The following is a 22833-nucleotide window of genomic DNA, read 5'->3' on the forward strand; positions in this document are numbered from 1 at the left end:
CTTCCGCTTCATTCCGTCCGTCCCTTCGAAGGGCCGGTTTCTAGTTCCAACTGGATGAATAAACGGGGGTCACGTCAACCGCCAAGCTCCACGCCCGATGCGACGGCAAAGGTCGTCCACTCGGCTTCGTGCTGACGCCGGGTGAGGCGCGCGACGTGCAACGCTTCGGCCTCTTGTTCCGCATGATAACCGGTAAGGTGACGGCGCTGCTGGCCGATCGCGGCTACGACGCCGACGCGATCCGGACTGAGATCGCCTCGCAAGGCAGCCAGGCGGTGATCCCGGCCAAGCGCGGCCGGAACCATCCCACCCTGCACGACCGCCGGAAGTATCGTCTGCGCAGCCTCATCGAGCAGCTCTTCAGCAAGCTCAAGAACTGGCGACCGTCGCCACCCGCTATGACAAAACGCGCACGTCCTACCTCGGCTTCGTCAGTCTCGCCTCAGATCTCCTGTGGCTGCCTTTCATCAGCGGCTTGGATGTGCGGCATCGCCAAGGCAGATGCGTGGGTTCAATCTTCATGCCGCCCCACCAGGCGCAGCTGCCTCACGATCCCGTTGAATGCTGCGGTGATGCCTGAGCGCGCCCGATCTGATTCTCCCGGTCTTCCCGGCTCATTTGCTTGCCAGTACCTTGCGACTGACTTCACGAGTGGGGCGCGGCGTGCGTCGGTCCGCAGGAAGAAGCCGGATGGAGGCGGGCTTCATCCGGTCCGTCACCTTGGGGATCTGGTCCACCGCCTCCTTTAATCGAGCCAGTCGCGCGGCCTTTGAGTAACGGCCAGCGGTCTCGCCCGGCGTCGCATGGCCTATAAGGTCGGCGCGATCCTCTAGATACACGTGTTGAAACTTCAATTCCGTCGTGACCATGTGTCGAAATGAGTGGAGCGCTTGCCCGGGCACGATGAAGTCGAGGCGCTTGGCAATTTTGGTCCACCAGTTTTTGTAGTAGACATCGCCGTAGCCGCGATTTCCCGTCTCGGTTCGCAGCTCAGGAAAGAGCATCCTCTCTCCGGCTGCACGTAGTGCTTCGACATAGGCGGGCAGCCCGAGCCGGATCAATTCCTCGGCAAACGGCACATCGCGCTTGGAAGCACGGTTCTTAACGCGTCCGCCGTTTTCATCGGTGATGGTGAAGTACCAGATGTTCCCGCTCTGCCCGATATCGTCCAGCGTCAACTGGCAGATTTCCTCACGACGACAGCCTGTGTACCAAGCGATCAGCACGACCCAGTAGCCGGCGTCGTGCCAGATCTCGGTTCCAATCTCCATTCGGCGGGACACCGAACGCGAGCCGATCCAGATCGGCAGGCGGAACATCTTTCTGCCTTCCTCTTCAGTGTACGCATCGCGCTGCTCACGGGCGTCCCGGTCATCCTCATAGATGAAGTCGCTCCAAGGTATGTCCTCGGTGCCAGGCACCTGCTTGCTGAACCAGCCGACTAGCTCCTTCAGGAACAGAAAATGGCGGTTGGTGGTCGTGGCACCTAGGCCCAAACTCGTTCTATCACGCGCGCCGGCTGCGATGTCGTCTTCAGCCTCGCGGCAGATTTCCTCCAACGACATCGCATGATGCCGACTGGATTTATGGTGGCTCTTAGGAAGCTGGGCGAAATGCTGATTGAGAGTCACGACGTCTTCCCGCGTCAGGAGGCGCAGGGGCTTGGAACCGCAGCTCTTCTCCAGAAGTCGCGCCGCCGCCTCGAACTGGCTCCGCGTTTTGGAGGTCCACCGCGCCTTCCGCCTGGCGTCGCCGGTGATCTTCGGATTGTCGGTGATGAACCTTGCCGCAGCCTGGGTCGAAGACATGGAGGCCCATGGCTCTTCAACGGCCGGCATCGTTGCTGTAGCCAGCGCGGGCGGGTTGGGGGAGGGCACATCGGCGACCGGAGGGGGTGCAATGGGCACCTGCGACCACATCGACATCGGGTCTCCCAAGCGACGGCGGAACTCCATTGCCGCCGCCAGCTTACCCTCAAGGGCCACCTTCCGCGCTAAGGCCAGGCTTTCGTCGGTGCGCGGAGCCACAACGCGGTCGAGTTCCTCACCTGCCGAGTCCAACGTCTTTTCGCGCCAGGATGGCCGGTCTGCGAAGAACTCGGTCAGCGTTTCGCGCTGTTCCTCGGAGAGGCCCGCAAACCGCGCCTCGATATGCTCGCGACTGCCGACGTCGGCCGGTATTCCGTGAACGACAAAGTCGCGCAGCATCGTCTCATAAATCTCGACCAGCCCCTCGATCAGGTACGTCGCGTTGGCGGGGTCGTCTTGCTGGAAGCACACATGATTGCGGTCCAGTTCGTCCCGCATCTCCTCCAGCGCCTTGCGGAAGATGTCGGACTTCTGAGCGGTGGTCAGCGAGCGCGTGCGACGATCGTGGCCAAGCTTCATCTTCAGCGTCTCGCTCTTCGCCGTCATGGCGCAGCCCATGCACCGCGCAATGGACTGATCCCTCGTCTTCAGGCTCAGGCGTATCGTGAAAGGCTTACCATCCGGAAAACGGACGGTGCGGCGCCAATAGTAGACGGCACCGCGGCGTTCGACGTTCTGGATTGCGGGCAACGGGCTCTCCACAGGGAGTTGTCACACCCACCGGCCCAATCCAGTGGGTGGAGCCAGCTTTTTGCCGCTATTACTATCGCTTAGGTGGTGAATTGGCTGGGGCGGCAGGATTCGAACCTGCGAATGCCGGTACCAAAAACCGGTGCCTTACCACTTGGCGACGCCCCAATGCCGCGCGGGCTTATAGCGATGCCCGCGCGGGATGGAAGGTCAGAAAAGACGTTCGACCCAGCCGTGTGGATCGGGGGCGAGGCCGCGCTGGATATCGACCAGCGCATCCTTGAGCCGGCCGGACACGAGGCCGGGGCCGCCATTGCCCACCGTAAAGTCGAACTCCGCGTTGCGCACCCGGCCGACCGGCGTCACCACGGCGGCGGTGCCGCAGGCGAAGGCCTCGCGCAGGCGGCCGCTTTCCGCGTCCGCGCGCCACTGGTCCATGGCATAACGCTCCTCACGCACGGTCATGCCGGCGTCGCGTGCCAGCGTCAGCAGCGAATCGCGGGTGATGCCGGGCAGGATGGTTCCGCCCAGCGGCGGCGTGATCAGCGTGCCGTCCTCCATCACGAAGAACATGTTCATGCCGCCCAGTTCCTCGACCCAGCGATGCTCGGCCGCATCCAGGAACACCACCTGGTCGCACCCTTCGCGGATCGCTTCCGCCTGCGCCACCAGGCTGGCCGCATAATTGCCGCCGCACTTGGCGGTACCGGTGCCGCCCGGCCCGGCCCGGCTGTAATCCTGCGACACCCACAGGGTCACGGCCGACGCGCCCCCCTTGAAATAGGCGCCCACGGACGATGCGATCACCATGAAGAGGTATTCGGAAGCGGGCTTCACGCCCAGGAACACCTCCGTCGCGATCATGAATGGGCGGAGATACAAAGCCGCGCCCTCGCCGGAGGGGATCCAGTCGCGGTCGACGGACACCAGTTGGCGGCAGGCCTCCAGGAACAGGGACTCGGGCAACGGAGCCATCGCCATGCGGCGGGCGGACTCCGCGAAACGGCGGGCATTGGCATCCGCCCGGAACAGGGCCGCGCCGCCATCCTCCTGCCGGTACGCCTTCAGGCCTTCGAAGATTTCCTGCGCATAATGGAGCACGGCGGTGGCGGGATCGAGCTGGATGGGGCCGCGCGCGTGGACCCGAGGCTCATGCCAGCCTTGCCCTTCCTTGTAGCGGATCGTCACCATATAATCGGTGAAGACCTTGCCGAACCCGGGATTGACGAGCAGCGACGCGCGGTCCGCGGCGGCCATTGGGGCCTCGCTCGGTTCGTTCTTGAACACCAAAGTGCTGTCGCCGCTCACTTTTTTTCTCCCAACGTCTTTTTGCAGCCGGTTGCAGTGGGGTAGGACGCGTGCCACAAAGGGTCAACAATGGCAGTCTCGTCCGCTTCACCGCTTTTTTTGCGTGAAACCGAAATTCGTCGCGGCGTCGAGCTGCTCTATTTCGGCTACAGTCACCTTTACCGGCAAACCGACGAATGTCTCGCCCAGCAGGGGCTGGGGCGGGCGCATCATCGTGCGCTGTATTTCATCGCGCGCACCCCCGACCTCACGATCAGTTCGCTATTGCGGACCTTGGGTATCACCAAGCAGTCGCTCGGCCGGGTGCTGAGCGAGCTGACCGATCGCGGCCTGATCGAGGCGCGGATCGGGCGGGAGGATCGCCGCCAGCGCCTGCTGCGCCTGACCGAAACCGGCGCGGCACTGGAAGGCAGGCTGTTCGAGCTGATGCGCCAGCGACTCGGCCTGGCCTATGGCAAGGCCGGGCAGGAGGCGGTGACCGGGTTCTGGCACGTGCTGGAAGCCTTGATCCCGCAGGAGGAGCGGGGCCGCGTCGCCGCGCTGACGGAAAGCAAGCTGCCTTAACCATCATAGTTCGCAGGCGCGGCGAAATTGCTTGCGTCAACTTTTTGGTAACTTTAGCAGCCTTGCCCTATGAACATCGAACTGATCCCGGTGGGCAAGGATCCGCCCCACGACCTTAACGTCGTCATCGAGGTGCCGGTCGGCGGGGAGCCGGTCAAATATGAGTTCGACAAGGCGTCGGGTGCGCTGTTCGTCGATCGTATCCTGCACACGCCGATGCGCTATCCGGCGAATTATGGCTTCGTGCCGCACACGCTGTCGCCGGATGGCGATCCGCTTGACGCGCTGGTGATCGCGCGCTCGCCCTTCATTCCCGGCTGCGTCGTGCGCGCCCGCCCGATCGCGGTGCTGAAGCTGGAGGATGAGGCCGGCGGCGACGAGAAGCTGGTCTGCGTGCCGGTGGACACCACCTTCCCATATTATACCGACGTGGGTGAGCGGCATCACCTGCCGTCGATCGTGCTGGCGCAGATTGAGCATTTCTTCACCCATTACAAGGATCTCGAAAGCGAGAAGTGGGTGCGGATCGGCAATTGGGGCGATGCGGAAGAAGCCCGCAAGATCGTGCTGGAGGCCATCGCCGCCGCCGAACGCGCCAAGAGCGGCGGCATCTGACAAGCCGGATCGCACGCCTGACTTACGGGCAGAGCGGGCGGTAGCATAAGAGAATGGCGTGATCCCGGACTTCGGGGTCACGCCATTTTCACGTCGCATCGCTGGGGATTGCGGGGGCCGGGCATGTCGCGCACGGACCGGCTCCGGCGAACGGCCCACCGCGCGACCCCGCAAGGTCGGCGGCGGCGCGCATCATCCCCGCTGCCCCGTCGCGATCAGCGGACGGTAGACGAGCCCGCCTTGCTGGCCTTGCTGCGGTCCCACATCTTCTTGGCGGTGTAAGCGCCGCCGATCGCCATTCCGACCGGGCCCAGGCGCCGCAGCAGCGCCACCGATGCGGCGCCGATTACGGCACCCTTCAGGCCGCTCTCCCGGCGACGGCGTTCCACTTCGCGTCCGATCAGCGCGCCGACGATGTTGCTCAGCATGATCTCATTCCTTTTTGCGTGACGAATTCGGCGGAACAGCGCGCGAAACGCCGCGCTTGTTCCGGCCGTTCGCCGCAAGCGGCTTTGCGGCCGTGGGGCTGTAGGGATAGACTGGTCGGCAAACAGACAGAGGAGACGGAGATGCGCGAGAAATACAACAAGGACGGCGCCAGGTCCGGAGCGGACAGGGACCGTTCGCGCAAGCATCTGGTCACGGCAGCCAAGGCGGGCGCGGCGATCGGCATCGGCTCGGCCGCCTTGGTCGCCGCTTTGCTCTATGCCAATCGCGACAAGGATTGGGACAAGCAGGACGACGCCTTTGACCCACGCTTCGAACCGGAAGATAGCTGATCCGGGCAGCGTTGTTGCGGCGGATAATGTCCCGCCGATGGCGTGTCGCAGGTACGGGCCGGTGCGACCTCGGCATGGGCGGCTTCTCGCTCGCCGCCTTTCGGGCCGAACCTTACGTGAAGCGCGCCCTCACAGGCGGGTGACGATCTCCGCCACGGCGAGCCAGAATGCTGTCAGTCCCGCCAGCATGATCGGGAATGCGTAGCGCGGCGTGAAAACCCAGGCCGGACGCGCCTGCGAGGTGTCGGGGCGGGTGTCGGACGGCAGGACCATGCCGGGGCCTTCACGCGAGATGGAGAGTGGTGAAACCTACGCCCAGCCAGAACAGGCAAAGGCCGGCGGCAGCGGTGGGCATCACCAATTTCTGTCCGATACGGGAGGCAATCAGAGCGTTCATGTCGATCCTCTTGATAATGAGAATGAACTAGACGCCCTGATTGTTCCCCGGAAACGAGCAGTGCTGGTGAGAGTGATCGAACGGACCGATCAACTTCTGCTCAGCGGCCGAGCATCGCCTCCGGCTTCACCACGCGGTCGAACGTCGCCTCGTCCACAAGGCCAAGTTCCAGCCCCGCTTCCTTCAGCGTCAGGTGCTTCTTGTGGGCATGCTTGGCGATGGCGGCGGCATTGTCATAGCCGATTTCGGGCGCCAGCGCGGTGACGAGCATCAGCGACCGCTCCATGCCGGCGCGGATCTGGTCGCGATTGGCTTCCATGCCGTCGACACAGCGTTCCGCGAAGCTCTCCATGCCGGTCGCCAGGATGTCGATCGAACGCAGCAGCGCCGCGCCGATCAGCGGCTTGAACACGTTCAGCTCCATGTGGCCCTGCAGCCCGCCGACCGTTACCGCCATGTGGTTGCCGATCACCTGCGCCGACACCATGGTCAGCATCTCGCACTGGGTCGGGTTGACCTTGCCTGGCATGATGGACGAGCCGGGCTCGTTTTCCGGCAGCGACAATTCGCCCAAGCCCGAACGCGGACCGGAGCCGAGCAGGCGGATGTCGTTGGCGATCTTGGTCAGCGCCACCGCCAGCACGTTGAGCGTGCCCGACAGGTGCACGATCGGATCGTTGGAGGCGAGCGCCTCGAACTTGTTGGGCGCGCTGACGAAGGCGAGGCCGGTGATATCAGCAATCTCCTTGGCGATCGCCTCGCCAAAGCCCTTCGGCGCGTTGAGGCCGGTGCCGACGGCCGTGCCGCCCTGCGCCAGCAGCAGCATGCCGTGGTTCACCGCCGGCTCGATCCGCAGCTTCGCGCGCTCCAGCTGATGGACATAGCCGGAAAATTCATCGCCCAGCGTCAGCGGGGTCGCATCCTGCAAGTGGGTGCGGCCGATCTTGACGATGTCGTCCCAGGCCTTCGCCTTGGTGTCGAGCGCCCGGGTCAGGCAATCGAGTGCCGGCAGCAGGCGCGACGTCACCGCGCGCGCAGCCGCGATGTGCAGCGCGGTCGGAAAGCTGTCGTTGGACGATTGCGAGCGGTTGACGTGATCGTTGGGGTGAACCGGCGACTTGCCGCCCTTGTTGCCGGTCAGGATCTCATTGGCGCGCCCGGCGATCACCTCGTTCGCGTTCATGTTGGACTGGGTGCCGGAACCGGTCTGCCAGATCACCAGCGGGAACTGATCGTCCAGCTTGCCGTCGACCATCTCGGCCGCCGCCTGCTCGATCGCGTCGGCGATCTGCGGATCAAGGCCATGGTTGCGGCTGACCCGCGCCGCCGCCTGCTTCACGATAGCGAGGCCGTGGACGATGCCGATCGGCATCCGTTCGCGCTCCCCGAACGGGAAATTCTCGATCGAGCGTTGCGTCTGCGCACCCCAATAGCTGTCCGCCGGAACCTCGATCGGGCCAAAGCTGTCGGTTTCGGTGCGCGTGGTCATATGTCCAATCCCCAATGCGAGTCGTTTCGGAACGCCCTTAGCAAGCCCTGAGTCGCGGGGGAAAGGCATGTCCGAAGCGGTGAGGGCAACGCGAACGCGCCCACTCCAGCCTATCCCCATGCCAACCACCGATCGAAGCCGCATGATAGTACAACTCGTGCCCGAAAGCAAGAACAAAAGCGGAACGGCAATCCGGTCCGTGCTGCCATGTTCCCTCCGGCCGCAAAGCCGGATAGGCGTGCGGCAAAGGGAGACAATGATGACGCGCGGAATGTCGATGGCAGCGGCGGGGGTAATGATCGTAGCGGCGGCAATGGGCGTACCCGCGTCGGCGGCCGCGCCCCAACCCGGCCTTCGTCCGCAGGCGGAGGCCCAGGCGCTCGACCTTGCGAAGAAGGCGATCGCGCTCAGGTCGGTAACGGGGCAGGGCAACCAGACGGGCCAGGTCGCGGCCTTGTTCAAGCAGGCGCTGGTGGACAGCGGCTTTCCGGCGGACGCGATCACCATCACGCCGGTGGACGACACCGCCTACTTCATCGCCCGTTGGAAAGGGCTGGACGCCAAGCTGAAGCCGCTGGTCATTTCCGGCCACATGGACGTGGTGGCGGCCAACCCCAAGGACTGGCAGCGCGATCCGTTCACGCCGCTGGTGGAAAACGGCTATCTGTTCGGGCGCGGTGCCAGCGACATGAAGCTGGACGGGGCGATGGCGGTCACCGCTCTGGCCGAACTGAAGCGGCAGGGCTTCGCCCCGCGCCGCGACATCGTGCTGGAATTTTCGGGTGACGAGGAAACCGCGATGAAGACCAGCGCGATCCTCGCCGATCAGCTCAAGAATGCCGAACTGGTGCTCAACATCGACGGTGGCGGCGGGATGCTGGATGCCGACACCGGCAAGCCGCTTTACTGGGTGTGGACTGCGGCCGAAAAGACCTATGCCGATTTTGAGCTGAGCGTCACCAACCCCGGCGGCCATTCGTCCGCGCCGCGTGCCGTGAACGCCATCTATCAACTGTCCGCCGCCTTGACCAAGGTCGGCAATTACCAGTTCAAGCCCGAACTTAACGCGATCACCCGCGCCTCCCTCGCCAGCGCCGCCCGCTACGAGGAGCCGAAGACGGCGGCGGCGATGCGCGCCTTTGTCGCAGATCCCGCCGACAGGACGGCCATCGCGACCCTGACCGCCAATCCGGCCACCGTGGGGCGGATCGGCACCACCTGCGTCGCGACCATGGTCGATGCGGGCCACGCGCAGAACGCCTTGCCGCAGCGCGCGACCGCCAACATCAACTGCCGTATCTTCCCAGGCCACAAGCCGGCCGACATCATGGCCGAACTGGCCCGCGTGATCGGTGATCCCGCGGTGAAGATCCGCGACGTCAGCGAAGGATCGGTGGCGACCGATGCGTCACCTTTGCGGCCGGACGTGTCCGCTGCGGTCGAGCGGGCGCTGCATCAGGTCTATCCCGGCGTGCCGGTCTTCCCCGGCCAGGCTTCGGGGGCCAGCGACAGCATGTGGTATCGCGCCAAGGGCATACCGAGCTACAGCATCAGCCCGATCTTCATGAAGGACGCCGACGATTTCAGCCATGGCCTGAACGAACGCGTGCCCGTTTTCAACATCGCGCCGGGCGTGCGTTACTACATGACCCTGTTCAGCAATTTGTCGCAATAAGGTGTCGGAAGCCGCGCCGGACCCGTTCGGCGCGGTATCCTGCGGGCGTAGGGCCAGCTTCTCAACAGCGCATGCGCCGATCCGCGTGCAGCCTTTGTCGAATCGCACGAGCGATCGTGCTCTCGCGCAGGCGGGAGCCCAAAAGGCGAAGATCGTCGCGCAAACTCCTCCACTCCCGCCTGCGCGGGAGCATTGGAGTCGTGGTTGCCGGAACGCTGGCGCCGCCGCCGGCTTACTTCTTGCGGGTGAAGTCCACCGACACGACGTTGGAGCCGTCCTCGACCTGCCGCACCACCGGATCGTTCTCCGGCGGGTGGATCTCCTCCGGCTCCTGATTGTCGGCCTGCGCCGAAAAGTGGAGCGCGAAGTCGACCGCCGGATCCTGGAACGCCGTGATCGCCGCAAAGGGAATCACCAGCTTCGACCCGACCTGGTTGAAGCTCAACCCCACCTCGAAGTGGGTGGGGCTGACGTGTAGGTCCCAGTAGCGGTTCTGGATGACGATCGTCATCTCGTCGGGATAGCGTTCGGTCAGGTGACGCGGGATATCGACGCCGGGCGCCTGCGTCTTGAACGTGATGTAGAAGTGGTGGCTGCCGGGCAGGCCGCTCTTCTCCACCTGGCCGATCACGCGGCCAACCACGGCGCGCAGGGCGTCCTGCACGATCTCATCATACGGAATCAGGCTGTCGGGAGGGCCATCGGTCATGCCCCTCACCTGAACTTGGGCGCGAGGCGGGTCAAGCGTTGCCTGTGTCCGCGTCGGCGCTATACGCCGCCCATGCGCACCGCCACCATCAGCCGCAAGACCGCCGAGACGTCGATCGACGTTTCCGTCAACCTCGACGGATCGGGCGTGTATGAGATTTCGACCGGGATCGGCTTTCTCGACCACATGATCGAGCAGGTGTCCCGCCATTCGCTGATCGACATCAAGCTGAAATGCGACGGCGATCTCCATATCGACCAGCATCACACGACCGAGGATTCGGCGCTGGCGCTGGGACAGGCGGTGAAGAAGGCGCTGGGGGACCGGCGCGGCATCACCCGCTACGGCACGGCCTATTCGCCGATGGACGAGACGCTGAGCCGCGTTGCGATCGACATCAGCGGTCGCCCCTATCTGGTGTGGAAGGCCGAGTTCACCCAGACCAAGCTGGGCGAGCTGGATACGGAGCTGATCGAACACTGGTTCCACAGCTTCGCCGGCGAGGTCGGCCTGACCCTGCACATCGAGACGCTCTACGGCCGCAACAACCACCATATCTGCGAAAGCCTGTTCAAGGGCCTCGCTCGCGCGCTGCGCCAGGCGGTCGAGATCGACCCGCGCAAGGCCGATGCGATCCCCTCGACCAAGGGGACGCTGGGAGGGGAGGCGTGACCGGCCCATGACCCTGGCCCTGATCGATTATGGCGCGGGCAACCTCCGCTCGGTGGACAATGCCCTGCGCGCGGCGGGGGCGGACAATGTGATCGTCACCGCCGATCCCGACCTGATCCGCCGCGCCGACCGCGTCGTGCTGCCTGGCGTCGGCGCGTTCGGGGCGTGCATGGGGGCGCTGACGGCGATCCCGGGCATGGTGGAGGCACTGAACGACCGCGTGATCCGCGAAGGCGCGCCGTTCTTGGGCGTGTGCGTCGGCATGCAGCTGATGGCCGATGCCGGCGAGGAGTTCGGCACCACCCCCGGCCTGGGCTGGATCGGCGGCACGGTGCGCAAGCTGGAACCGGCGGACGCGGCCGCCCGCGTGCCGCACATGGGCTGGAACGATGTGGTGCCCGACCGGGCGCATCCGCTGGTGGAGGCGGGCGAGGCTTATTTCCTCCATAGCTTCGCCTTCGACGTGGCCGATCCCGCGCACCGCGCCGCCGCGACCGACCATGGTGGGCCGGTGACCGCCGCGGTCGCGCGCGACAATCTGATCGGCGCGCAATTCCATCCCGAAAAGAGCCAGGCCTACGGCCTCGCCTTCCTGTCCCGCTTTCTCGACTGGCGTCCCTGAATGAGCATCACAATCTATCCCGCCATCGACCTGAAGGATGGCAAGGTCGTCCGCCTGCTGGAAGGCGACATGGCCCGTGCGACCATCTTCAACGACGATCCGGTGGCGCAGGCCAACGTGTTCCACGAAGCGGGCGCGGACCACCTCCACGTCGTCGATCTGGACGGCGCGTTCCAGGGCCAGTCGGTCAATGGCGAGATCGTGGCCGAGATCGTGGAAAGCTTCCCCGGCAAGGTCCAGGTGGGCGGCGGCATCCGTACCCGCGACGCGATCGACCGCTGGCTGGCGCGCGGCGTCGACCGGGTGGTGATCGGCACGGCGGCCTTGACCGACCCGGAACTGGTGCGGGAAGCGGCGCGGGCGCTGCCCCACCGGATCGTGGTCGCGGTGGATGCACGCGACGGCATGGTCGCGACCCATGGCTGGGCGGAAGTGTCCGACATGACCGCCGTCGACCTCGCCAACCGCTTTGCCGACGTGGGCGTTGCGGCGGCGTTGTTCACCGACGTCGGCCGCGATGGGCTGCTGAAGGGCTGCAACGTGCGCGCGACGTCCGAACTCGCCCGCAACACCCGCCTGCCGGTGATCGCCAGCGGCGGGGTGAAGGGGCTGGTCGACATTGCCGACCTCGCCCGCCATGCGAGCGAGGGGATCGAGGGCGTGATCTGCGGCCGGGCCGTGTATGACGGCAAGCTCGACCTGCGAAAGGCGCTGCGCCTGGCCCACGACGAGGCGATCTAGTGACCGTCCGCGCGCGCGTCATCCCGTGCCTGGACGTGGCGGGCGGCCGCGTGGTGAAGGGCGTCCAGTTCCTCGACCTGGCCGACGCCGGCGACCCGGTCGAGCAGGCCAAGGTCTATGATGCGGCCGGCGCGGACGAGCTCTGCTTCCTGGACATCACCGCCAGCCACGAGGCGCGCGGCACCATCCTGGACGTGGTGGCGCGCACGGCGGCAGTCTGCTTCATGCCGCTGACGGTGGGCGGCGGCGTCCGCTCGGTGGAGGATGCGCGCGCCTTGCTGCTGGCGGGCGCGGACAAGGTCGCGATCAACTCGGCGGCGGTGGCGCGGCCCGAACTGGCGGGCGACCTGGCCGATCGCTTCGGCGCGCAATGCGTCGTCGGCGCGGTGGACGCCAAGGCGGTGGCGCGCGGCCGATGGGAGATCTTCACCCATGGCGGCCGCCGCGCGACCGGCATCGACGCGGTCGAACATGCCGTGCGCCTGGCGGAGCTGGGCGCGGGCGAGTTGCTTGTCACCTCCATGGACAATGACGGCACACGCGGCGGTTACGATCTGGGCCTGACCCGCGCCATTGCCGACGCGGTCAACGTGCCGGTGGTGGCCAGCGGCGGGGTCGGCACGCTGGACGACATGGTGGAGGGCATCACCAAGGGCCATGCCAGCGCCGTGCTGGCGGCCAGCATCTTCCATTTCGGGCAGCATACGGTGGCGGAGGCGCATGCCGCGCTGGCGGCGGCCGGTCTCCCGGTGCGGCGGGCGCTCGCCTGATCGCCGCAGACGGGGGCTCTATCCGGGGCCGGATGGACACGGTGCCTGTAGGGAAAAGGTGAGGGGCGCCCCCGGGGACGTGTCATTCTCTCTCCTGGCCTGCCGCCTTCGCGGGAGCACAAGAGGGCGGGGCGTCGGCCGGCGGATCCTGGTTCGTGATATGGGATGTCATCATCCCAACGCCCCATGCGGCTTCGGCTCAAGAAGGTGGCAAGGGCGCAACCGTCCGCGCGCTCAGCGGCTGATCAAATCCTTCCCGCAGTCAGCGCGTGTCCTGCTCCCGCCGCAGCATCGTCATGCTCCCGCGAAGGCGGGAGCCTGGCAGGCGATCCGCGCCGTTCCAGGCTCGGGCTCGCGCGAGCTGACGCTTCCCGGTGACCAGAATCTGGCCTGGAGCGGTTGGCGACGGATCGTAATACAACCTGCGCGAAAACCGCTCTAAATAGCTGCGATCAGGGCGATATGCCTGCGGTGAACGGTCACCCTGTTCGGACCTGCGCCATCACCGGCCGCGGCGCGGCGATCCGTCAGGACGAAGCCCGGCTGTTCGCATCCGTGCACAGGCCGTCGCCCGTATGTTCCTTGCAATGGTCCTGCGCCTTGGCGCTGCACCCGGACATGGCCGTGATCGCACCCAGAGCGAGCAGGACGGCGAAAACGGAACGAAGCGAACGATACATCCTGAAATCCAGCTACCGAATACGCGTCCCCGGGCGCGCTCCATCGCACGACCCACAATCCGGTCAGCGACGGAGTGCCGCTATATCGCGACAGGCCTCCTGTCGCTGATCAAGATCAAGCAACACAATAGGTTAACCAACAATCCGGAGCCGCAGGCCGAAAGTGTGGCAGGATCGTCGCAATGGCGATTGCGCGTGAATCCCGTCACGAGGCCTTGGCGAGAAAGCACTCCACTGCCCTGCATGGAGCCGGGGCATGGCCGATGCGCAGGCCGGCCGGCCGCAAACGGCTACCGGCTTGCTACTCACGTCATCCTGTCCGGTAACGCATAGCCCACGACGCGGGGCCCGGCTCGGAATAAGGTCAGGCCGCGCCGGAACGACGAAGGCCTGACCTGCCAACCCCGATGACCGCGGGCGAGCCGCTGCTCAGCGGGGCTGGCCGTCCGCCTTGACCACCGTGCCACCCTTCATCACGAAGGCCACGCGCTCCAGCACGCGGACATTCCCCAGCGGATCGCCGTCGACCGCGATCAGGTCGGCATAGCGGCCCGGCTGTACCTGGCCGATGTCCGTGCTGCCGATCAGGTCGGCGGCGTTGCGGGTGCCGGCCAGGATCGCCTGCATCGGCGTCATGCCGGCCTGCACCATCAGCGCCAGTTCCTGCGCATTCTCGCCATGGGCGGACAGGCCGAACGTGTCGGTGCCGAGCGCGATCTTCACGCCCGCCGCCTGCGCATCATGCGCCATGCGCAGGATCATCGGGCCGATCACCTTGGCCTTTTCGGCGGTGGAGGGATTCAGCTGTTCGGGATGGGTCGTGGCGCGCTCATAAACCTTCTGCGCCACCAGCATGGTGGGGACCAGATAGGTGCCGTGCTGCCGGAACAGCTTGAACGTCCCGGCATCGGCATAGCTGCCATGCTCGATCGAATCGACGCCCAGTTCGATCGTATGGTCGATCGCTTCCTTGCCATGCGCATGGGCCATGACCTTCATGCCCAGCGAATGGGCGGTATCGATCACCGCCTTGATCTCGTCATCGGCCATCAGCTGATGCTTGGGATCGTCGCCGATCGACATGACCCCGCCCGACGGCATGATCTTGATCTGGTCCACCCCCAATTGCCGCATCCGGCGCACGGTGGTGCGGGCCTGCTCCGGAGTGTCGATCACCGAATCGTGCCAGTGCGGGATTTCGGAAAAGTCGGGCAGCAGGCCGTTGGCGGGATCGCCATGCCCGCCGGTGGGGCCGAGCGCATCGCCCGCCACCCACATGCGCGGGCCGGGAATGGATCCTTCCTCCACCCCCTTCTTGAGCGCGACGATGGCGTTGGTCGGGCCGCCGGCGTCACGGATGGAGGTAAAGCCCGCCATCAGGGTCGCGCGCGCGTCGTTCACACCGTCGATCAGTGCCTGGTAATCGGTGCGGGTCACCGCGTTGCGGATCGGGTCGCCCGGGTGAAAGGCGGACAGGATGTGGACGTGCGTGTCGATTAGGCCGGGCAGCACGGTCTTGCCGGACAGGTCCACCACCTCCGCGCCCGCCGGCGTGACGAAGCCGGGCTGGACGGCGGTGATGCGGTCGTCGTGCACCAGGATCGATACCTGCCGCTTCGGCGCGGCGCCGCTGCCGTCGATCAAAGTACCGGCGTGGATCACCAGGTCCTTGGCGGCGACCGGCGCCGCGGCGAGCGCCAGGACGGCGGCCAAAATACGTGCAAGCCTCATTCATGTCCCCCTTCAGAGTGCCTGCCACTGGCGGATCGCATCGATCGGCCACAGCAGCATGAGCACGTTCAATGCCAGATTGTCGCGGATCAGCCACAAAGTCACGCCCTCGAACAGCAAGGCGACGACGATCGTGAGGAGAGGGGGCAGGCGGCGTGCCAGCATAAAGCCGGCTGCCATGCAGGCGATGTCCGCCAGTGAGTTGACGACGCTGTCGCCGACATAGCCGAGCGCCATCGTCGCGGTGCGATAGCGGTCGATCACGGCGGGCGAGTTCTCGACCCATTCCCACGCCGCTTCGACCAGGATGGCGAGTGCCAGTCGCCACACCACCGGCATCCGGCGAAGCAGCAACCATCCCGCCAGGTAGAAGAGGAAGCCGTGAATGACATGGCTGGGGCTGTACCAGTCGAACAGATGCTGGCTGTTGCCGCCGTCCACCGCCCCATGCCACAGGTCGACATGGCCGCAGGTGCAGATCGGCGGCCGTCCCATCGCCAGCAGGGTCGCCACGGCCCCTGCCAGGGTCAGGGCGATCGAAGTCAGCGGCGCGGCGATCCGGTGGTTTGCGGCAAAGCGATGCATCCGTGCCACGTTGACCTTCCGCCGCCGGAAAGCCAAGAGCGGCCATGCCTTTGTCCGGCCTTGAGCATCGCGGTGTCCTGTTCGTCCTTTCCTCGCCGTCCGGCGCGGGCAAGTCGACCATCGCGCGTCGATTGCAGGCGAGCGATCCCGACATCGCCGTATCCGTGTCCGTCACCACCCGCCCGCCGCGCCCCGGCGAGGTCGACGGCGTCGATTATCACTTCGTCGACGTGCCCCGCTTCAAGGAGATGGTGGCGAACGGCGAGCTGATGGAATGGGCCCACGTCTTCGACAATCGCTACGGCACGCCGCGCGCGCCGGTGGAGAAGATGCTGGCGGAGGGGCGCGACGTCCTGTTCGACATCGACTGGCAGGGCGCGCAGCAATTGTACCAGCAGGCCGGCGGCGACGTCGTGCGCGTCTTCATCCTGCCGCCCTCCATGGCCGAACTCGGCCGGCGGCTGCGTGGGCGTGGCACTGACGACGAGGCGGTGATCGAAGGCCGCATGGCGCGCGCCGCGGCGGAGATCAGCCACTGGGACGGCTATGATTACGTCCTCATCAACCAGGATGTGGATGCCTGCTTCGCCCAGGTGAAGACGATCCTGGATGCCGAACGCCTGCGCCGGTCGCGCCAGACGGGACTGATCGGTTTCGTCCGCAGACTGATGATCAAGGGCGGCTAAGGATCGATTGACTTGCCCTGCGGTTGTAGCCCGCAAACAGGGAGCAAGCCTTATGGTCCGTCTCGTCATCGGCAGCGTCGCGGGCGCCGTCGCCATGTTCATCGTCGGCCTGATATTCTGGGCGACGCCGCTGCGTTATGCCGGGCTGTCGTCCGCCGGGGAGGCGCCGAACGCCGCCGTCCAGCTGTCCTTGGCACAGAACCTGCCGCATACCGGCCGCTATGTGGTGCCGGACGTGGGCACGCCCAACGGCACGATCCTGTATGGCAAGGGGCCGATCGCGACGGTGGATTACAACAGCCGGGGCTATTCCAGTTCCGACCCCGCCAGCATGATCGGCGGCTTCATCCAGGATGTGGTGGTCGCGTTCATGATCGCGTTCAGCCTGTACGTCATTGCCGGGCGGGTGGACGATTTCACGACGCGCCTGCGCGTGGCGATCGGGCTGTCGGCAGCGGCATCCGTGTTGATCCTGCTGCGCGATCCGATCTGGACGCATACCGACTGGCGCTTCGCGATCTATGCGCTGGTGGCGGACCTGGCCGCGCTCGCCGCCGCCTCGTTCGTGATCGTGCGCTGGTTCCTGCCGCGGGTCGGCCCGGCGCTATAGCAGCGAAAGGAAGCGCGCCGCGGCAAGGAAATCCGCCCGGCGCGCATCCCGCGCCTGCGTGGCGAGCGCGTCCTCGCCCCAGCGTTCGGCCTGCCACAGTTCGTCGAGATGGGTGAGGGCAAACGCCGCCTCCGCCGCGATCGCCCGTTCGGTCAGCGCGAGCGCCACCACCAGCGAACCGCCGATCGTGACCAAAGGCGACAGGGCCGCGAGGTGGAAGGCGTCGAAGGCGTCCAGCGCATCGCCCAGCCGGCCGATGGTCGCGGGCGGCTGCGGCGCGTGGACGATCCCGTTCGTGACCGCAAAATGGACGTCATAGCGCCGCTGCGCCCAGCCGAGCAGTGGGTCCCATGCCTCCGCCTGCCGGGCGACCAGCTCGTCCGGGCCATCGGCGCGGTAGCATAGCAGGTCGGTTTCGGCATAAGCGGCGAGCGGACGGGCGAACATCGCCGGGTCGGGCGCCACCCGGTCGATCGCGGCATTGGCCAGCCCGGTCAGCGGCATGGAGCGGGGGTCGATCGTCTCGCCCTGATCCCGCCATTCCCCGGCCACACCGTCCGCCAGCGCGGGCGAAGGCAGGATCAGCCCGTTGCGCGCGGGCGTCTTGACGGCGCGTCCGTCGAGCAGGATCGCGCCATCGGCGACGGTCACCTCCTTGTAGAAGCGCTTCACGGCAGCGCCTCCAGAATCGCGACCAGGGCCGAGGGATGGTCCGCCACCACGTCCGCCCCTGCCTCGATCAGCTGGTCGGCATTGTGATAGCCCCAGGAAACGCCGATCGCGGCGCAGCCCGCCGCCTTGGCCATCGCCATGTCGTAGCTGGTATCCCCGATCATCGCGGTGGTGGCGGGCGAACTGCCGGCATCGGCCATCGCCTGGTCCAGCATCGACGGGTGCGGCTTGGACGGGTGACGGTCGGCGGTCTGCAGGGTCACGAAGCGGGGGTGGAGGCCGTGATGGTCGAGGATCGCCTTCAGCCCGCGATCCGACTTGCCGGTGGCGACGCCCAGCAGCCAGCCGCGCGCCTCCAGATCGGCGACCGCTTCCGCGATCCCCTCGTACAGCGGATGGTTGGCCAGTCCCTGCGTCCGCATGTCGAAGAACGCCGCTTTATAGGCCTCCCCGATCGCGTCATGCTCCTCGGGCGTGCCGCCGGGATAGAGGACGCTCATCGCCTCGGGCAGGGACAGGCCGATGATGCCGCGCGTCGCCGCATCACCCGGGGCCGCAACCCCCACCACGTCGAACGCGCGCTGCATGGCGAGGCAGATGGTGGACTGCGAATCCACCAACGTCCCGTCGCAGTCGAACACGGCAAGACGCGTCACTTGCGCGTCCGCGACCGGCGTTCGCCCTTGCGTTCCTTGCGGCGAGCCTTGGCGGCGGCGCTGGCGGCCTTTTTCTTGCCCTCGGCCGTTTCACTGAACTTGGGTTCGTCGAAGGGCAGGGCGTCGCCCCCCGCGAGGTCGAAGCCGAGATGCTGCAGGCTTTCCAGGAAATGCTTGGGCGGTTCGGCCGACACGTCCAGTTTGTGCCCGTCGGGATGATCCACCCGCAAACGACGGGCATGGAGGTGCATCTTGCGGCTGATCCCGCCGGTCAGGAACGCGTCCTGCCCGCCATATTTGCCGTCGCCGACGATCGGGTGGCCGATCGCCGCCATGTGGACGCGCAACTGGTGCGTCCGGCCGGTATAAGGCTGCAATTCGACCCAGCAGGCAGCGTTGCCGGCGCGTTCGATCACGCGATAGCGGCTGCGCGCGGGCTGCCCCTCCTTCTCGTCGACATGCATCTTCTCGCCGCCGGTGCCGGGCTGCTTGGCGATCGGCAGTTCGATCATGCCGTCCTCGATCGACGGCACGCCGACCACCAGCGCCCAATAGAGTTTGCGCGCGGTGCGGCTGGAAAAAGCCTTGGCGAGATGCGCGGCGGTGCCGGCGGAGCGGGCGAGCAGCAGCACGCCGCTGGTGTCCTTGTCCAGCCGGTGGACCAGCTTGGGCCGGCCCTCCGCCTCGAACTGAAGGCCGTCGAGCAGGCCGTCCAGGTGCCGTTCGGTCTTGGTGCCGCCCTGGGTGGCGAGGCCCGGCGGCTTGTCGATCACGATCGCGGCCCGATCGCGGTGGATCACCAGGCTCTGCACGAACTCCTGATCCTCCGGCGAAAGCGGCGGGCGCTCGCGCTTGGGGCGGTTGGTGGCGGCGGCAGGCGCGGGCGCCTCCAGCGGGGGGACGCGGATCGACTGGCCCGCCTCGATCCGGTCGCCGGGCGCGATCCGCTTGCCGTCCACGCGCAACTGGCCCGTGCGGGCCCAGCGCGACACGATGTTGAAGCTGGCATCCGGCATGTGGCGGCGGAACCAGCGGTCCAGCCTTATGCCGTGATCATCCTCCGCCACCACGAAGGTGCGGGCGTCCGAAGCGATTTCCGTCATCCCAGCACCCGTACCATCATCAGGCCGACGAACAGCATCAGAACCGAACCCGCCACGGACGAGACGGCATAAGCGGCGGCGGCAACGCTCTGCCCGCGCATCAGCATGTTCGCGGTTTCCAGGCTGAAAGCGGAAAAGGTGGTGAAGCCGCCCAGCACGCCCACGCCCAGGAACAGGCGCAGCGGCTCGCCCTCCCCATTGGTATAGCGGGTCAGGGTTCCCGCCAGCACCCCCATCAGCAATCCGCCGAGGAGGTTCACGATCCACGTGCCCCAAGGGAAAACAGGCCCGAGATTGGCGAGCGCGACACGGCCGACATGATAGCGGAAGCCGGCGCCGACCGCGCCGCCCGTCATGACAAGAATGATGGGATTCATGGGCGGGGTGTAGCGGGTCCGGGCCCTGCCTGCCAGTGGGCCTCAGCCAAGCATCAATCCGGCGACGACGAACAGCAGGCCGAGCGTGGCGACCATCCACACGAATGTGCGAACCTTGGGGATGCCGGCGGCGTAGAGCGGCAGGTAGATCAGCCGCCCCCAGAAATAGAGGTGCGCGCCTGCCTCCGTCTTCCAGCCCAGCCGGCCTACCACCGCCGCGCCGAGCAGAGCGCCGATGAACAATGGCAATGTCTCGAACAGGTTGGCCTGCGCGCGCAGCAGCCGGGCGGGCAAAGGTGCGAGCGGCGGCATCTGCGCATCGCGCGCGCCCATGTTCCAGGCGGTGCCATATTGCCGCGTCCGGGCATTGCCCGCCCAGAATATGTGGACCAGCGCCAGCAGCAGGGTGGCGCCGAGCAGGTAGAATTCGGGTCGCATGGGTTCAGTCTCGTTTGGTCACGGTGATGGTGCCGCCGCTGCCCGCCCCTTCGGGACGGACGGCGAGCGCGAAATCGGCGTCGTCCTTGTGCGCGTCGAGGGAGGCGGTGCCGGACCGGATCGCATGGTAGCCGGCCTGTTGCGCCGCCTGCCGATAATAAGCGATCAGGGCGGCGGGCGGCCTGGGATTGCTGAAGCCGATCCGGACCTCGCCCCCTTTATCCTTGCCGTGAACGTCCATGTTGCGGACCCTGGTATCCGCAGCCAGCTTTATCCCGTCCAGATCGACATGCTGGCCACTGTCGAGGGCCGGCAGCTTCACATTGCCCATGGCGAAGGGCGCATCGAGCGAGACCACGCTGTCGTCCCCGGCAGTCCTCACGCTGAGGCTGACGTCGTTGCCGTTCACGGTTTCCGTGGCGGACCAGCTCGATTTCTGGGTGCAGCCGGCAAGCGCCAGCGCGGCGATCACCAAACCGGATGGGGTACGCATGGACGATCCTCCTGCCCGCCAGGTGTATGCTTGCTGTATTGCCCATGCAACACGCATCTGCTTGACGGGCGGGGTGCGCATGCCGACATTGTCCCCATGCTGAACCTGTTTTCGCTGGCCTGCGGCCTGGCGGCCGTGATCCCGGTATTGTTCGCTTTGCTGCCCATGCTCGGCTGGGCGAACTGGCTGATCCTGCCGTTGCCGGTCGCGGGATTGCTGCTGGGCGTGATGTCCAGCCGGAACGAGGGGCGCAACCTCAACATCGCCGTGCTGGTGGTGGCGGTCGCGCGGCTGATGCTGGGGGGCGGCATATTCTGATCCTGGCCGCCCTTGCCGCGACGGTCGCGCCGACGCCGGCCGCCGAGACGACGGGGGAGGCGGCGGCGGGCGTGGTCCGCGCCTACTATGCTGCGGTGAACCGGCACGATTACCGGACCGCGCATCGCATCTGGAGCGGCGGGCACAGCTTGGCCGCGTTGACCAAGGGCTATGGCCGAACCAAGTGGGTGGAGGTTGAAACCATGCCACCGTTCCGCACGGAGGGCGCGGCCGGCAGTGTCTATTGCACGGTCAATGTGCGGATCCGCGCCGAGCTGGCGGGCGGAACGCGGCAGCGTTTCGCGGGCGCGTATATCCTGCGGCGGATCAATGACGTGGAGGGATCGACGGCGGCACAGCGGCGCTGGCACATCGAACAGGCGCAGCTAAGGGCGGTGCCCGCCGGCGGCTGACCACCGGCGGGCGCTTGCGGGGTCAGCGGCAGCGTATCTGCTGCTGGTTCCGATCCACCGCCTTGCCCGCCAACGCGCCTGCCGCCGCGCCGAGCAGGGTGCCGACCGTGCGCGAACGGCCGCCATCGATGACGTTGCCCAGCACGCCGCCCGCCGCGCCGCCGACGATCAGGCCGGTCGTGCCGTCCGAACGGCGGCAATAATAACGCCCGTCATTGCCGGCATAGACGCGATCGTCCTGCGCCAGCACCCGCTCCCGGTAATTGGGGCTGTTGCGGTAATATTGGGAGGGGTCGTAGCCGCCTTCATACCGGTCGTCACCCTGCGGATAGGCGGGCCCGCCATAGGAGCGGGCGCGCCAGTTGGAGCGCGCCTCGACATAGGCATCGCGCTCGCTCAGGTAACGCTGGAATTCCTGCTGGTAACGGGTCTGGGCCGCATCCCAGCGCGCCTGATCGTCGCGGCTCTGCGCCAACGACGGAGCGGCGACGGTCGCGCCAAGGGCCGCCAGCACCGCAAGAGAGGTAATACGACGCATCTTCGTGTCTCCAAACAAGGCGGTGCCGGGCACCCCTGAACCGGGACCTATCCGGCACCGCCTGAACCGGTTCTTACGAAACCGGGCCGCGCCTGTCCGGCTTAGCGGCAGCGGACATTGCCGCGATCGACCTGACGCCCGAGCAGGCCACCACCGGCCGCGCCGATCACCGTGCCGAGCAGGCTGGAATTGCCGCTGGTCACGACATTGCCGAGCACGCCGCCCAGCACGCCGCCGACCAGCAGACCGGTGGTGCCGTCATTGCGGCGGCAGTAATAGCGATTGTCGGACCCGCGATAGACGCGGTCGTTGCGACCGAGCCGGCGCTCCTTGTAATTGCCCTGGTGGTAGTAGCGGGCCGCATCATAGTTGCGGTAGCGGGGATCGGGCCGGTTCCAGTCGTAATTGCGCCCGCGCTGCCAATCGCGCCCACGCGCCTCGTTGCGGCCCCACTGATCGTTGCGACCCCGATTGTCGTTGCGCCCGCGTCCGTCGCGATCATGATGGTCCCGCCGGTCCTGATCGTAGCGATCCCGATCATAATGCTGGGCCGCGACCGGGGCGGCGGCGGGCAGCGTCATGGCGGCGACGATCGCGCTGATGATGAGCTTGCGCATTCCTGCAATCCACTTCG

29 protein-coding genes, 1 tRNA gene and 1 pseudogene are annotated in these 22833 nt (G+C 66.4%); 13 read left to right on the plus strand and 18 right to left on the minus strand.

Features of this window, described 5'->3' with window-relative positions; translation table 11 throughout:
- Positions 1 to 128 precede the first annotated feature (128 nt).
- Positions 129 to 323 (plus strand): annotated as a pseudogene (locus Q0D93_RS14850) (IS5/IS1182 family transposase); the annotation flags it as partial.
- A gap of 291 nt (positions 324 to 614) precedes the next feature.
- Here the strand turns inward: Q0D93_RS14850 and Q0D93_RS03100 are convergent.
- From Q0D93_RS03100 to Q0D93_RS03110, 3 genes are all read right to left on the minus strand, one after another.
- Positions 615 to 2558 carry a site-specific integrase gene (locus Q0D93_RS03100; protein WP_294391270.1) on the minus strand — a complete coding sequence of 648 codons (1944 nt, stop codon included), beginning with the start codon at positions 2556 to 2558 and terminating at the stop codon, positions 615 to 617.
- A gap of 93 nt (positions 2559 to 2651) precedes the next feature.
- Positions 2652 to 2726: transfer RNA gene (locus tag Q0D93_RS03105), tRNA-Gln, on the minus strand.
- A gap of 42 nt (positions 2727 to 2768) precedes the next feature.
- The gene (locus tag Q0D93_RS03110) at positions 2769 to 3866 is read right to left on the minus strand and encodes a branched-chain amino acid aminotransferase (RefSeq protein ID WP_294391273.1); all 1098 of its coding nucleotides are present in this window, start codon (positions 3864 to 3866) and stop codon (positions 2769 to 2771) included.
- A gap of 69 nt (positions 3867 to 3935) precedes the next feature.
- Between Q0D93_RS03110 and Q0D93_RS03115 the strand changes: the two genes are divergently transcribed.
- The gene (locus tag Q0D93_RS03115) at positions 3936 to 4430 is read left to right on the plus strand and encodes a MarR family transcriptional regulator (RefSeq protein WP_294391275.1); all 495 of its coding nucleotides are present in this window, start codon (positions 3936 to 3938) and stop codon (positions 4428 to 4430) included.
- A 69-nt stretch (positions 4431 to 4499) separates the two neighbouring features.
- A complete protein-coding gene (ppa, locus tag Q0D93_RS03120; protein WP_294391278.1) occupies positions 4500 to 5045 on the plus strand; it encodes an inorganic diphosphatase in 546 nt (181 codons plus the stop codon).
- Positions 5046 to 5260: 215 nt separating this feature from the next.
- Here ppa and Q0D93_RS03125 read toward each other — a convergent pair whose 3' ends face one another.
- A complete protein-coding gene (locus tag Q0D93_RS03125) occupies positions 5261 to 5473 on the minus strand; it encodes a hypothetical protein (RefSeq protein WP_294391280.1) in 213 nt (70 codons plus the stop codon).
- A 141-nt stretch (positions 5474 to 5614) separates the two neighbouring features.
- Between Q0D93_RS03125 and Q0D93_RS03130 the strand changes: the two genes are divergently transcribed.
- Positions 5615 to 5824, plus strand: coding sequence for a hypothetical protein (locus tag Q0D93_RS03130; protein WP_294391283.1), 210 nt, complete (start codon positions 5615 to 5617; stop codon positions 5822 to 5824).
- A gap of 129 nt (positions 5825 to 5953) precedes the next feature.
- Here the strand turns inward: Q0D93_RS03130 and Q0D93_RS03135 are convergent, their stop codons facing one another.
- Positions 5954 to 6097 (minus strand): hypothetical protein, encoded by a 144-nt coding sequence (locus tag Q0D93_RS03135; protein WP_294391286.1) that lies wholly within the window; start codon positions 6095 to 6097, stop codon positions 5954 to 5956.
- A gap of 224 nt (positions 6098 to 6321) precedes the next feature.
- On the minus strand, positions 6322 to 7710 hold the full coding sequence (gene fumC / locus Q0D93_RS03140) for a class II fumarate hydratase (protein ID WP_294391289.1): 1389 nt from the start codon (positions 7708 to 7710) through the stop codon (positions 6322 to 6324).
- A gap of 259 nt (positions 7711 to 7969) precedes the next feature.
- On the opposite strand from fumC, the gene Q0D93_RS03145 reads away from it, so the two are divergent.
- Positions 7970 to 9385 carry a M20/M25/M40 family metallo-hydrolase gene (locus Q0D93_RS03145; RefSeq protein ID WP_294391292.1) on the plus strand — a complete coding sequence of 472 codons (1416 nt, stop codon included), beginning with the start codon at positions 7970 to 7972 and terminating at the stop codon, positions 9383 to 9385.
- A gap of 232 nt (positions 9386 to 9617) precedes the next feature.
- On the opposite strand, the gene Q0D93_RS03150 is transcribed toward Q0D93_RS03145, so the two are convergent.
- Positions 9618 to 10094, minus strand: coding sequence for a ClpXP protease specificity-enhancing factor SspB (locus Q0D93_RS03150; RefSeq protein ID WP_294391294.1), 477 nt, complete (start codon positions 10092 to 10094; stop codon positions 9618 to 9620).
- Between the two features lie 72 nt (positions 10095 to 10166).
- Between Q0D93_RS03150 and hisB the strand changes: the two genes are divergently transcribed.
- From hisB to hisF, 4 genes are read left to right on the plus strand one after another with little or no spacing between them, the layout of a single operon-like run.
- The gene (hisB, locus tag Q0D93_RS03155) at positions 10167 to 10766 is read left to right on the plus strand and encodes an imidazoleglycerol-phosphate dehydratase HisB (protein ID WP_294391297.1); all 600 of its coding nucleotides are present in this window, start codon (positions 10167 to 10169) and stop codon (positions 10764 to 10766) included.
- Positions 10767 to 10773: 7 nt separating this feature from the next.
- Positions 10774 to 11388, plus strand: a complete 615-nt coding sequence (gene hisH / locus Q0D93_RS03160) for an imidazole glycerol phosphate synthase subunit HisH (RefSeq protein WP_294391299.1) — start codon at positions 10774 to 10776, stop codon at positions 11386 to 11388.
- The gene (gene hisA / locus Q0D93_RS03165) at positions 11389 to 12129 is read left to right on the plus strand and encodes a 1-(5-phosphoribosyl)-5-[(5-phosphoribosylamino)methylideneamino]imidazole-4-carboxamide isomerase (protein ID WP_294391301.1); all 741 of its coding nucleotides are present in this window, start codon (positions 11389 to 11391) and stop codon (positions 12127 to 12129) included.
- Complete coding sequence (gene hisF / locus Q0D93_RS03170) at positions 12129 to 12899, plus strand: imidazole glycerol phosphate synthase subunit HisF (RefSeq protein WP_294391304.1); 771 nt, start codon at positions 12129 to 12131, stop codon at positions 12897 to 12899. The genes hisA and hisF overlap by 1 nt, the downstream gene beginning before the upstream one ends.
- Positions 12900 to 13426: 527 nt before the next feature.
- Here the strand turns inward: hisF and Q0D93_RS03175 are convergent.
- The 3 genes from Q0D93_RS03175 to Q0D93_RS03185 form a co-directional block, all read right to left on the minus strand.
- A complete protein-coding gene (locus Q0D93_RS03175) occupies positions 13427 to 13579 on the minus strand; it encodes a hypothetical protein (protein WP_294391306.1) in 153 nt (50 codons plus the stop codon).
- 429 nt (positions 13580 to 14008) lie between these two features.
- On the minus strand, positions 14009 to 15310 hold the full coding sequence (locus Q0D93_RS03180) for an amidohydrolase family protein (protein WP_294391309.1): 1302 nt from the start codon (positions 15308 to 15310) through the stop codon (positions 14009 to 14011).
- 12 nt (positions 15311 to 15322) lie between these two features.
- On the minus strand, positions 15323 to 15895 hold the full coding sequence (locus Q0D93_RS03185) for a DUF2585 domain-containing protein (protein WP_294391688.1): 573 nt from the start codon (positions 15893 to 15895) through the stop codon (positions 15323 to 15325).
- A gap of 44 nt (positions 15896 to 15939) precedes the next feature.
- Here Q0D93_RS03185 and gmk point away from each other — a divergent pair, with 44 nt between their 5' ends.
- Together gmk and Q0D93_RS03195 are read left to right on the plus strand one after the other, a co-directional pair.
- Entirely contained in the window at positions 15940 to 16581 is a 642-nt protein-coding gene (gene gmk, locus Q0D93_RS03190; protein WP_294391312.1) for a guanylate kinase, read from the plus strand.
- Between the two features lie 52 nt (positions 16582 to 16633).
- Complete coding sequence (locus Q0D93_RS03195; protein ID WP_294391315.1) at positions 16634 to 17191, plus strand: hypothetical protein; 558 nt, start codon at positions 16634 to 16636, stop codon at positions 17189 to 17191.
- Here Q0D93_RS03195 and Q0D93_RS03200 read toward each other — a convergent pair.
- Genes Q0D93_RS03200 through Q0D93_RS03225 form a run of 6 tightly spaced genes read right to left on the minus strand, consistent with a single transcriptional unit; the run spans position 17186 to position 20930 of the window.
- A complete protein-coding gene (locus tag Q0D93_RS03200) occupies positions 17186 to 17863 on the minus strand; it encodes an ATP12 family protein (RefSeq protein WP_294391318.1) in 678 nt (225 codons plus the stop codon). The genes Q0D93_RS03195 and Q0D93_RS03200 overlap by 6 nt on opposite strands.
- A complete protein-coding gene (locus tag Q0D93_RS03205) occupies positions 17860 to 18519 on the minus strand; it encodes an HAD-IA family hydrolase (protein WP_294391320.1) in 660 nt (219 codons plus the stop codon). The genes Q0D93_RS03200 and Q0D93_RS03205 overlap by 4 nt, the downstream gene beginning before the upstream one ends.
- Positions 18516 to 19622 carry an RluA family pseudouridine synthase gene (locus Q0D93_RS03210; RefSeq protein WP_294391322.1) on the minus strand — a complete coding sequence of 369 codons (1107 nt, stop codon included), beginning with the start codon at positions 19620 to 19622 and terminating at the stop codon, positions 18516 to 18518. The genes Q0D93_RS03205 and Q0D93_RS03210 overlap by 4 nt, the downstream gene beginning before the upstream one ends.
- Positions 19619 to 19999, minus strand: coding sequence for a fluoride efflux transporter CrcB (gene crcB, locus Q0D93_RS03215; protein ID WP_294391324.1), 381 nt, complete (start codon positions 19997 to 19999; stop codon positions 19619 to 19621). Before crcB ends, Q0D93_RS03210 begins: the two co-directional genes overlap by 4 nt.
- Before the next feature lie 42 nt (positions 20000 to 20041).
- The gene (locus Q0D93_RS03220) at positions 20042 to 20437 is read right to left on the minus strand and encodes an MAPEG family protein (protein WP_294391328.1); all 396 of its coding nucleotides are present in this window, start codon (positions 20435 to 20437) and stop codon (positions 20042 to 20044) included.
- Positions 20438 to 20441: 4 nt separating this feature from the next.
- Positions 20442 to 20930: a hypothetical protein gene (locus Q0D93_RS03225; protein ID WP_294391329.1), complete on the minus strand. Its 489-nt coding sequence runs from the start codon at positions 20928 to 20930 to the stop codon at positions 20442 to 20444.
- Between the two features lie 96 nt (positions 20931 to 21026).
- Here Q0D93_RS03225 and Q0D93_RS03230 point away from each other — a divergent pair, with 96 nt between their 5' ends.
- Both Q0D93_RS03230 and Q0D93_RS03235 read left to right on the plus strand, forming a co-directional pair.
- A complete protein-coding gene (locus tag Q0D93_RS03230; RefSeq protein ID WP_294391331.1) occupies positions 21027 to 21248 on the plus strand; it encodes a hypothetical protein in 222 nt (73 codons plus the stop codon).
- 71 nt (positions 21249 to 21319) lie between these two features.
- Entirely contained in the window at positions 21320 to 21661 is a 342-nt protein-coding gene (locus Q0D93_RS03235; protein ID WP_294391334.1) for a hypothetical protein, read from the plus strand.
- Positions 21662 to 21683: 22 nt separating this feature from the next.
- Here the strand turns inward: Q0D93_RS03235 and Q0D93_RS03240 are convergent, their stop codons facing one another.
- Both Q0D93_RS03240 and Q0D93_RS03245 read right to left on the minus strand, forming a co-directional pair.
- The gene (locus tag Q0D93_RS03240; RefSeq protein ID WP_294391336.1) at positions 21684 to 22199 is read right to left on the minus strand and encodes a glycine zipper 2TM domain-containing protein; all 516 of its coding nucleotides are present in this window, start codon (positions 22197 to 22199) and stop codon (positions 21684 to 21686) included.
- Positions 22200 to 22300: 101 nt separating this feature from the next.
- On the minus strand, positions 22301 to 22816 hold the full coding sequence (locus Q0D93_RS03245) for a glycine zipper 2TM domain-containing protein (protein ID WP_294391338.1): 516 nt from the start codon (positions 22814 to 22816) through the stop codon (positions 22301 to 22303).
- Between the last annotated feature and the right edge of the window lie 17 nt (positions 22817 to 22833).

Origin of the sequence: uncultured Sphingomonas sp. (assembly GCF_934560975.1) — a bacterium.
Classification (GTDB): domain Bacteria; phylum Pseudomonadota; class Alphaproteobacteria; order Sphingomonadales; family Sphingomonadaceae; genus Sphingomonas_I.

What these genes read in the sequence shown, in the direction of transcription:
- Q0D93_RS03115 (WP_294391275.1), top strand. Translation starts at nt 3,936, where the DNA reads ATGGCAGTCTCGTCCGCTTCACCGCTTTTTTTGCGTGAAACCGAAATT.
- ppa (WP_294391278.1), top strand. Translation starts at nt 4,500, where the DNA reads ATGAACATCGAACTGATCCCGGTGGGCAAGGATCCGCCCCACGACCTT.
- Q0D93_RS03125 (WP_294391280.1), bottom strand. Translation starts at nt 5,473, where the DNA reads ATGCTGAGCAACATCGTCGGCGCGCTGATCGGACGCGAAGTGGAACGC.
- Q0D93_RS03130 (WP_294391283.1), top strand. Translation starts at nt 5,615, where the DNA reads ATGCGCGAGAAATACAACAAGGACGGCGCCAGGTCCGGAGCGGACAGG.
- Q0D93_RS03135 (WP_294391286.1), bottom strand. Translation starts at nt 6,097, where the DNA reads ATGGTCCTGCCGTCCGACACCCGCCCCGACACCTCGCAGGCGCGTCCG.
- fumC (WP_294391289.1), bottom strand. Translation starts at nt 7,710, where the DNA reads ATGACCACGCGCACCGAAACCGACAGCTTTGGCCCGATCGAGGTTCCG.
- Q0D93_RS03145 (WP_294391292.1), top strand. Translation starts at nt 7,970, where the DNA reads ATGACGCGCGGAATGTCGATGGCAGCGGCGGGGGTAATGATCGTAGCG.
- Q0D93_RS03150 (WP_294391294.1), bottom strand. Translation starts at nt 10,094, where the DNA reads ATGACCGATGGCCCTCCCGACAGCCTGATTCCGTATGATGAGATCGTG.
- hisB (WP_294391297.1), top strand. Translation starts at nt 10,167, where the DNA reads ATGCGCACCGCCACCATCAGCCGCAAGACCGCCGAGACGTCGATCGAC.
- hisH (WP_294391299.1), top strand. Translation starts at nt 10,774, where the DNA reads ATGACCCTGGCCCTGATCGATTATGGCGCGGGCAACCTCCGCTCGGTG.
- hisA (WP_294391301.1), top strand. Translation starts at nt 11,389, where the DNA reads ATGAGCATCACAATCTATCCCGCCATCGACCTGAAGGATGGCAAGGTC.
- Q0D93_RS03175 (WP_294391306.1), bottom strand. Translation starts at nt 13,579, where the DNA reads ATGTATCGTTCGCTTCGTTCCGTTTTCGCCGTCCTGCTCGCTCTGGGT.
- Q0D93_RS03180 (WP_294391309.1), bottom strand. Translation starts at nt 15,310, where the DNA reads ATGAGGCTTGCACGTATTTTGGCCGCCGTCCTGGCGCTCGCCGCGGCG.
- Q0D93_RS03185 (WP_294391688.1), bottom strand. Translation starts at nt 15,895, where the DNA reads ATGCATCGCTTTGCCGCAAACCACCGGATCGCCGCGCCGCTGACTTCG.
- gmk (WP_294391312.1), top strand. Translation starts at nt 15,940, where the DNA reads ATGCCTTTGTCCGGCCTTGAGCATCGCGGTGTCCTGTTCGTCCTTTCC.
- Q0D93_RS03195 (WP_294391315.1), top strand. Translation starts at nt 16,634, where the DNA reads ATGGTCCGTCTCGTCATCGGCAGCGTCGCGGGCGCCGTCGCCATGTTC.
- Q0D93_RS03210 (WP_294391322.1), bottom strand. Translation starts at nt 19,622, where the DNA reads ATGACGGAAATCGCTTCGGACGCCCGCACCTTCGTGGTGGCGGAGGAT.
- crcB (WP_294391324.1), bottom strand. Translation starts at nt 19,999, where the DNA reads ATGAATCCCATCATTCTTGTCATGACGGGCGGCGCGGTCGGCGCCGGC.
- Q0D93_RS03220 (WP_294391328.1), bottom strand. Translation starts at nt 20,437, where the DNA reads ATGCGACCCGAATTCTACCTGCTCGGCGCCACCCTGCTGCTGGCGCTG.
- Q0D93_RS03225 (WP_294391329.1), bottom strand. Translation starts at nt 20,930, where the DNA reads ATGCGTACCCCATCCGGTTTGGTGATCGCCGCGCTGGCGCTTGCCGGC.
- Q0D93_RS03230 (WP_294391331.1), top strand. Translation starts at nt 21,027, where the DNA reads ATGCTGAACCTGTTTTCGCTGGCCTGCGGCCTGGCGGCCGTGATCCCG.
- Q0D93_RS03240 (WP_294391336.1), bottom strand. Translation starts at nt 22,199, where the DNA reads ATGCGTCGTATTACCTCTCTTGCGGTGCTGGCGGCCCTTGGCGCGACC.
- Q0D93_RS03245 (WP_294391338.1), bottom strand. Translation starts at nt 22,816, where the DNA reads ATGCGCAAGCTCATCATCAGCGCGATCGTCGCCGCCATGACGCTGCCC.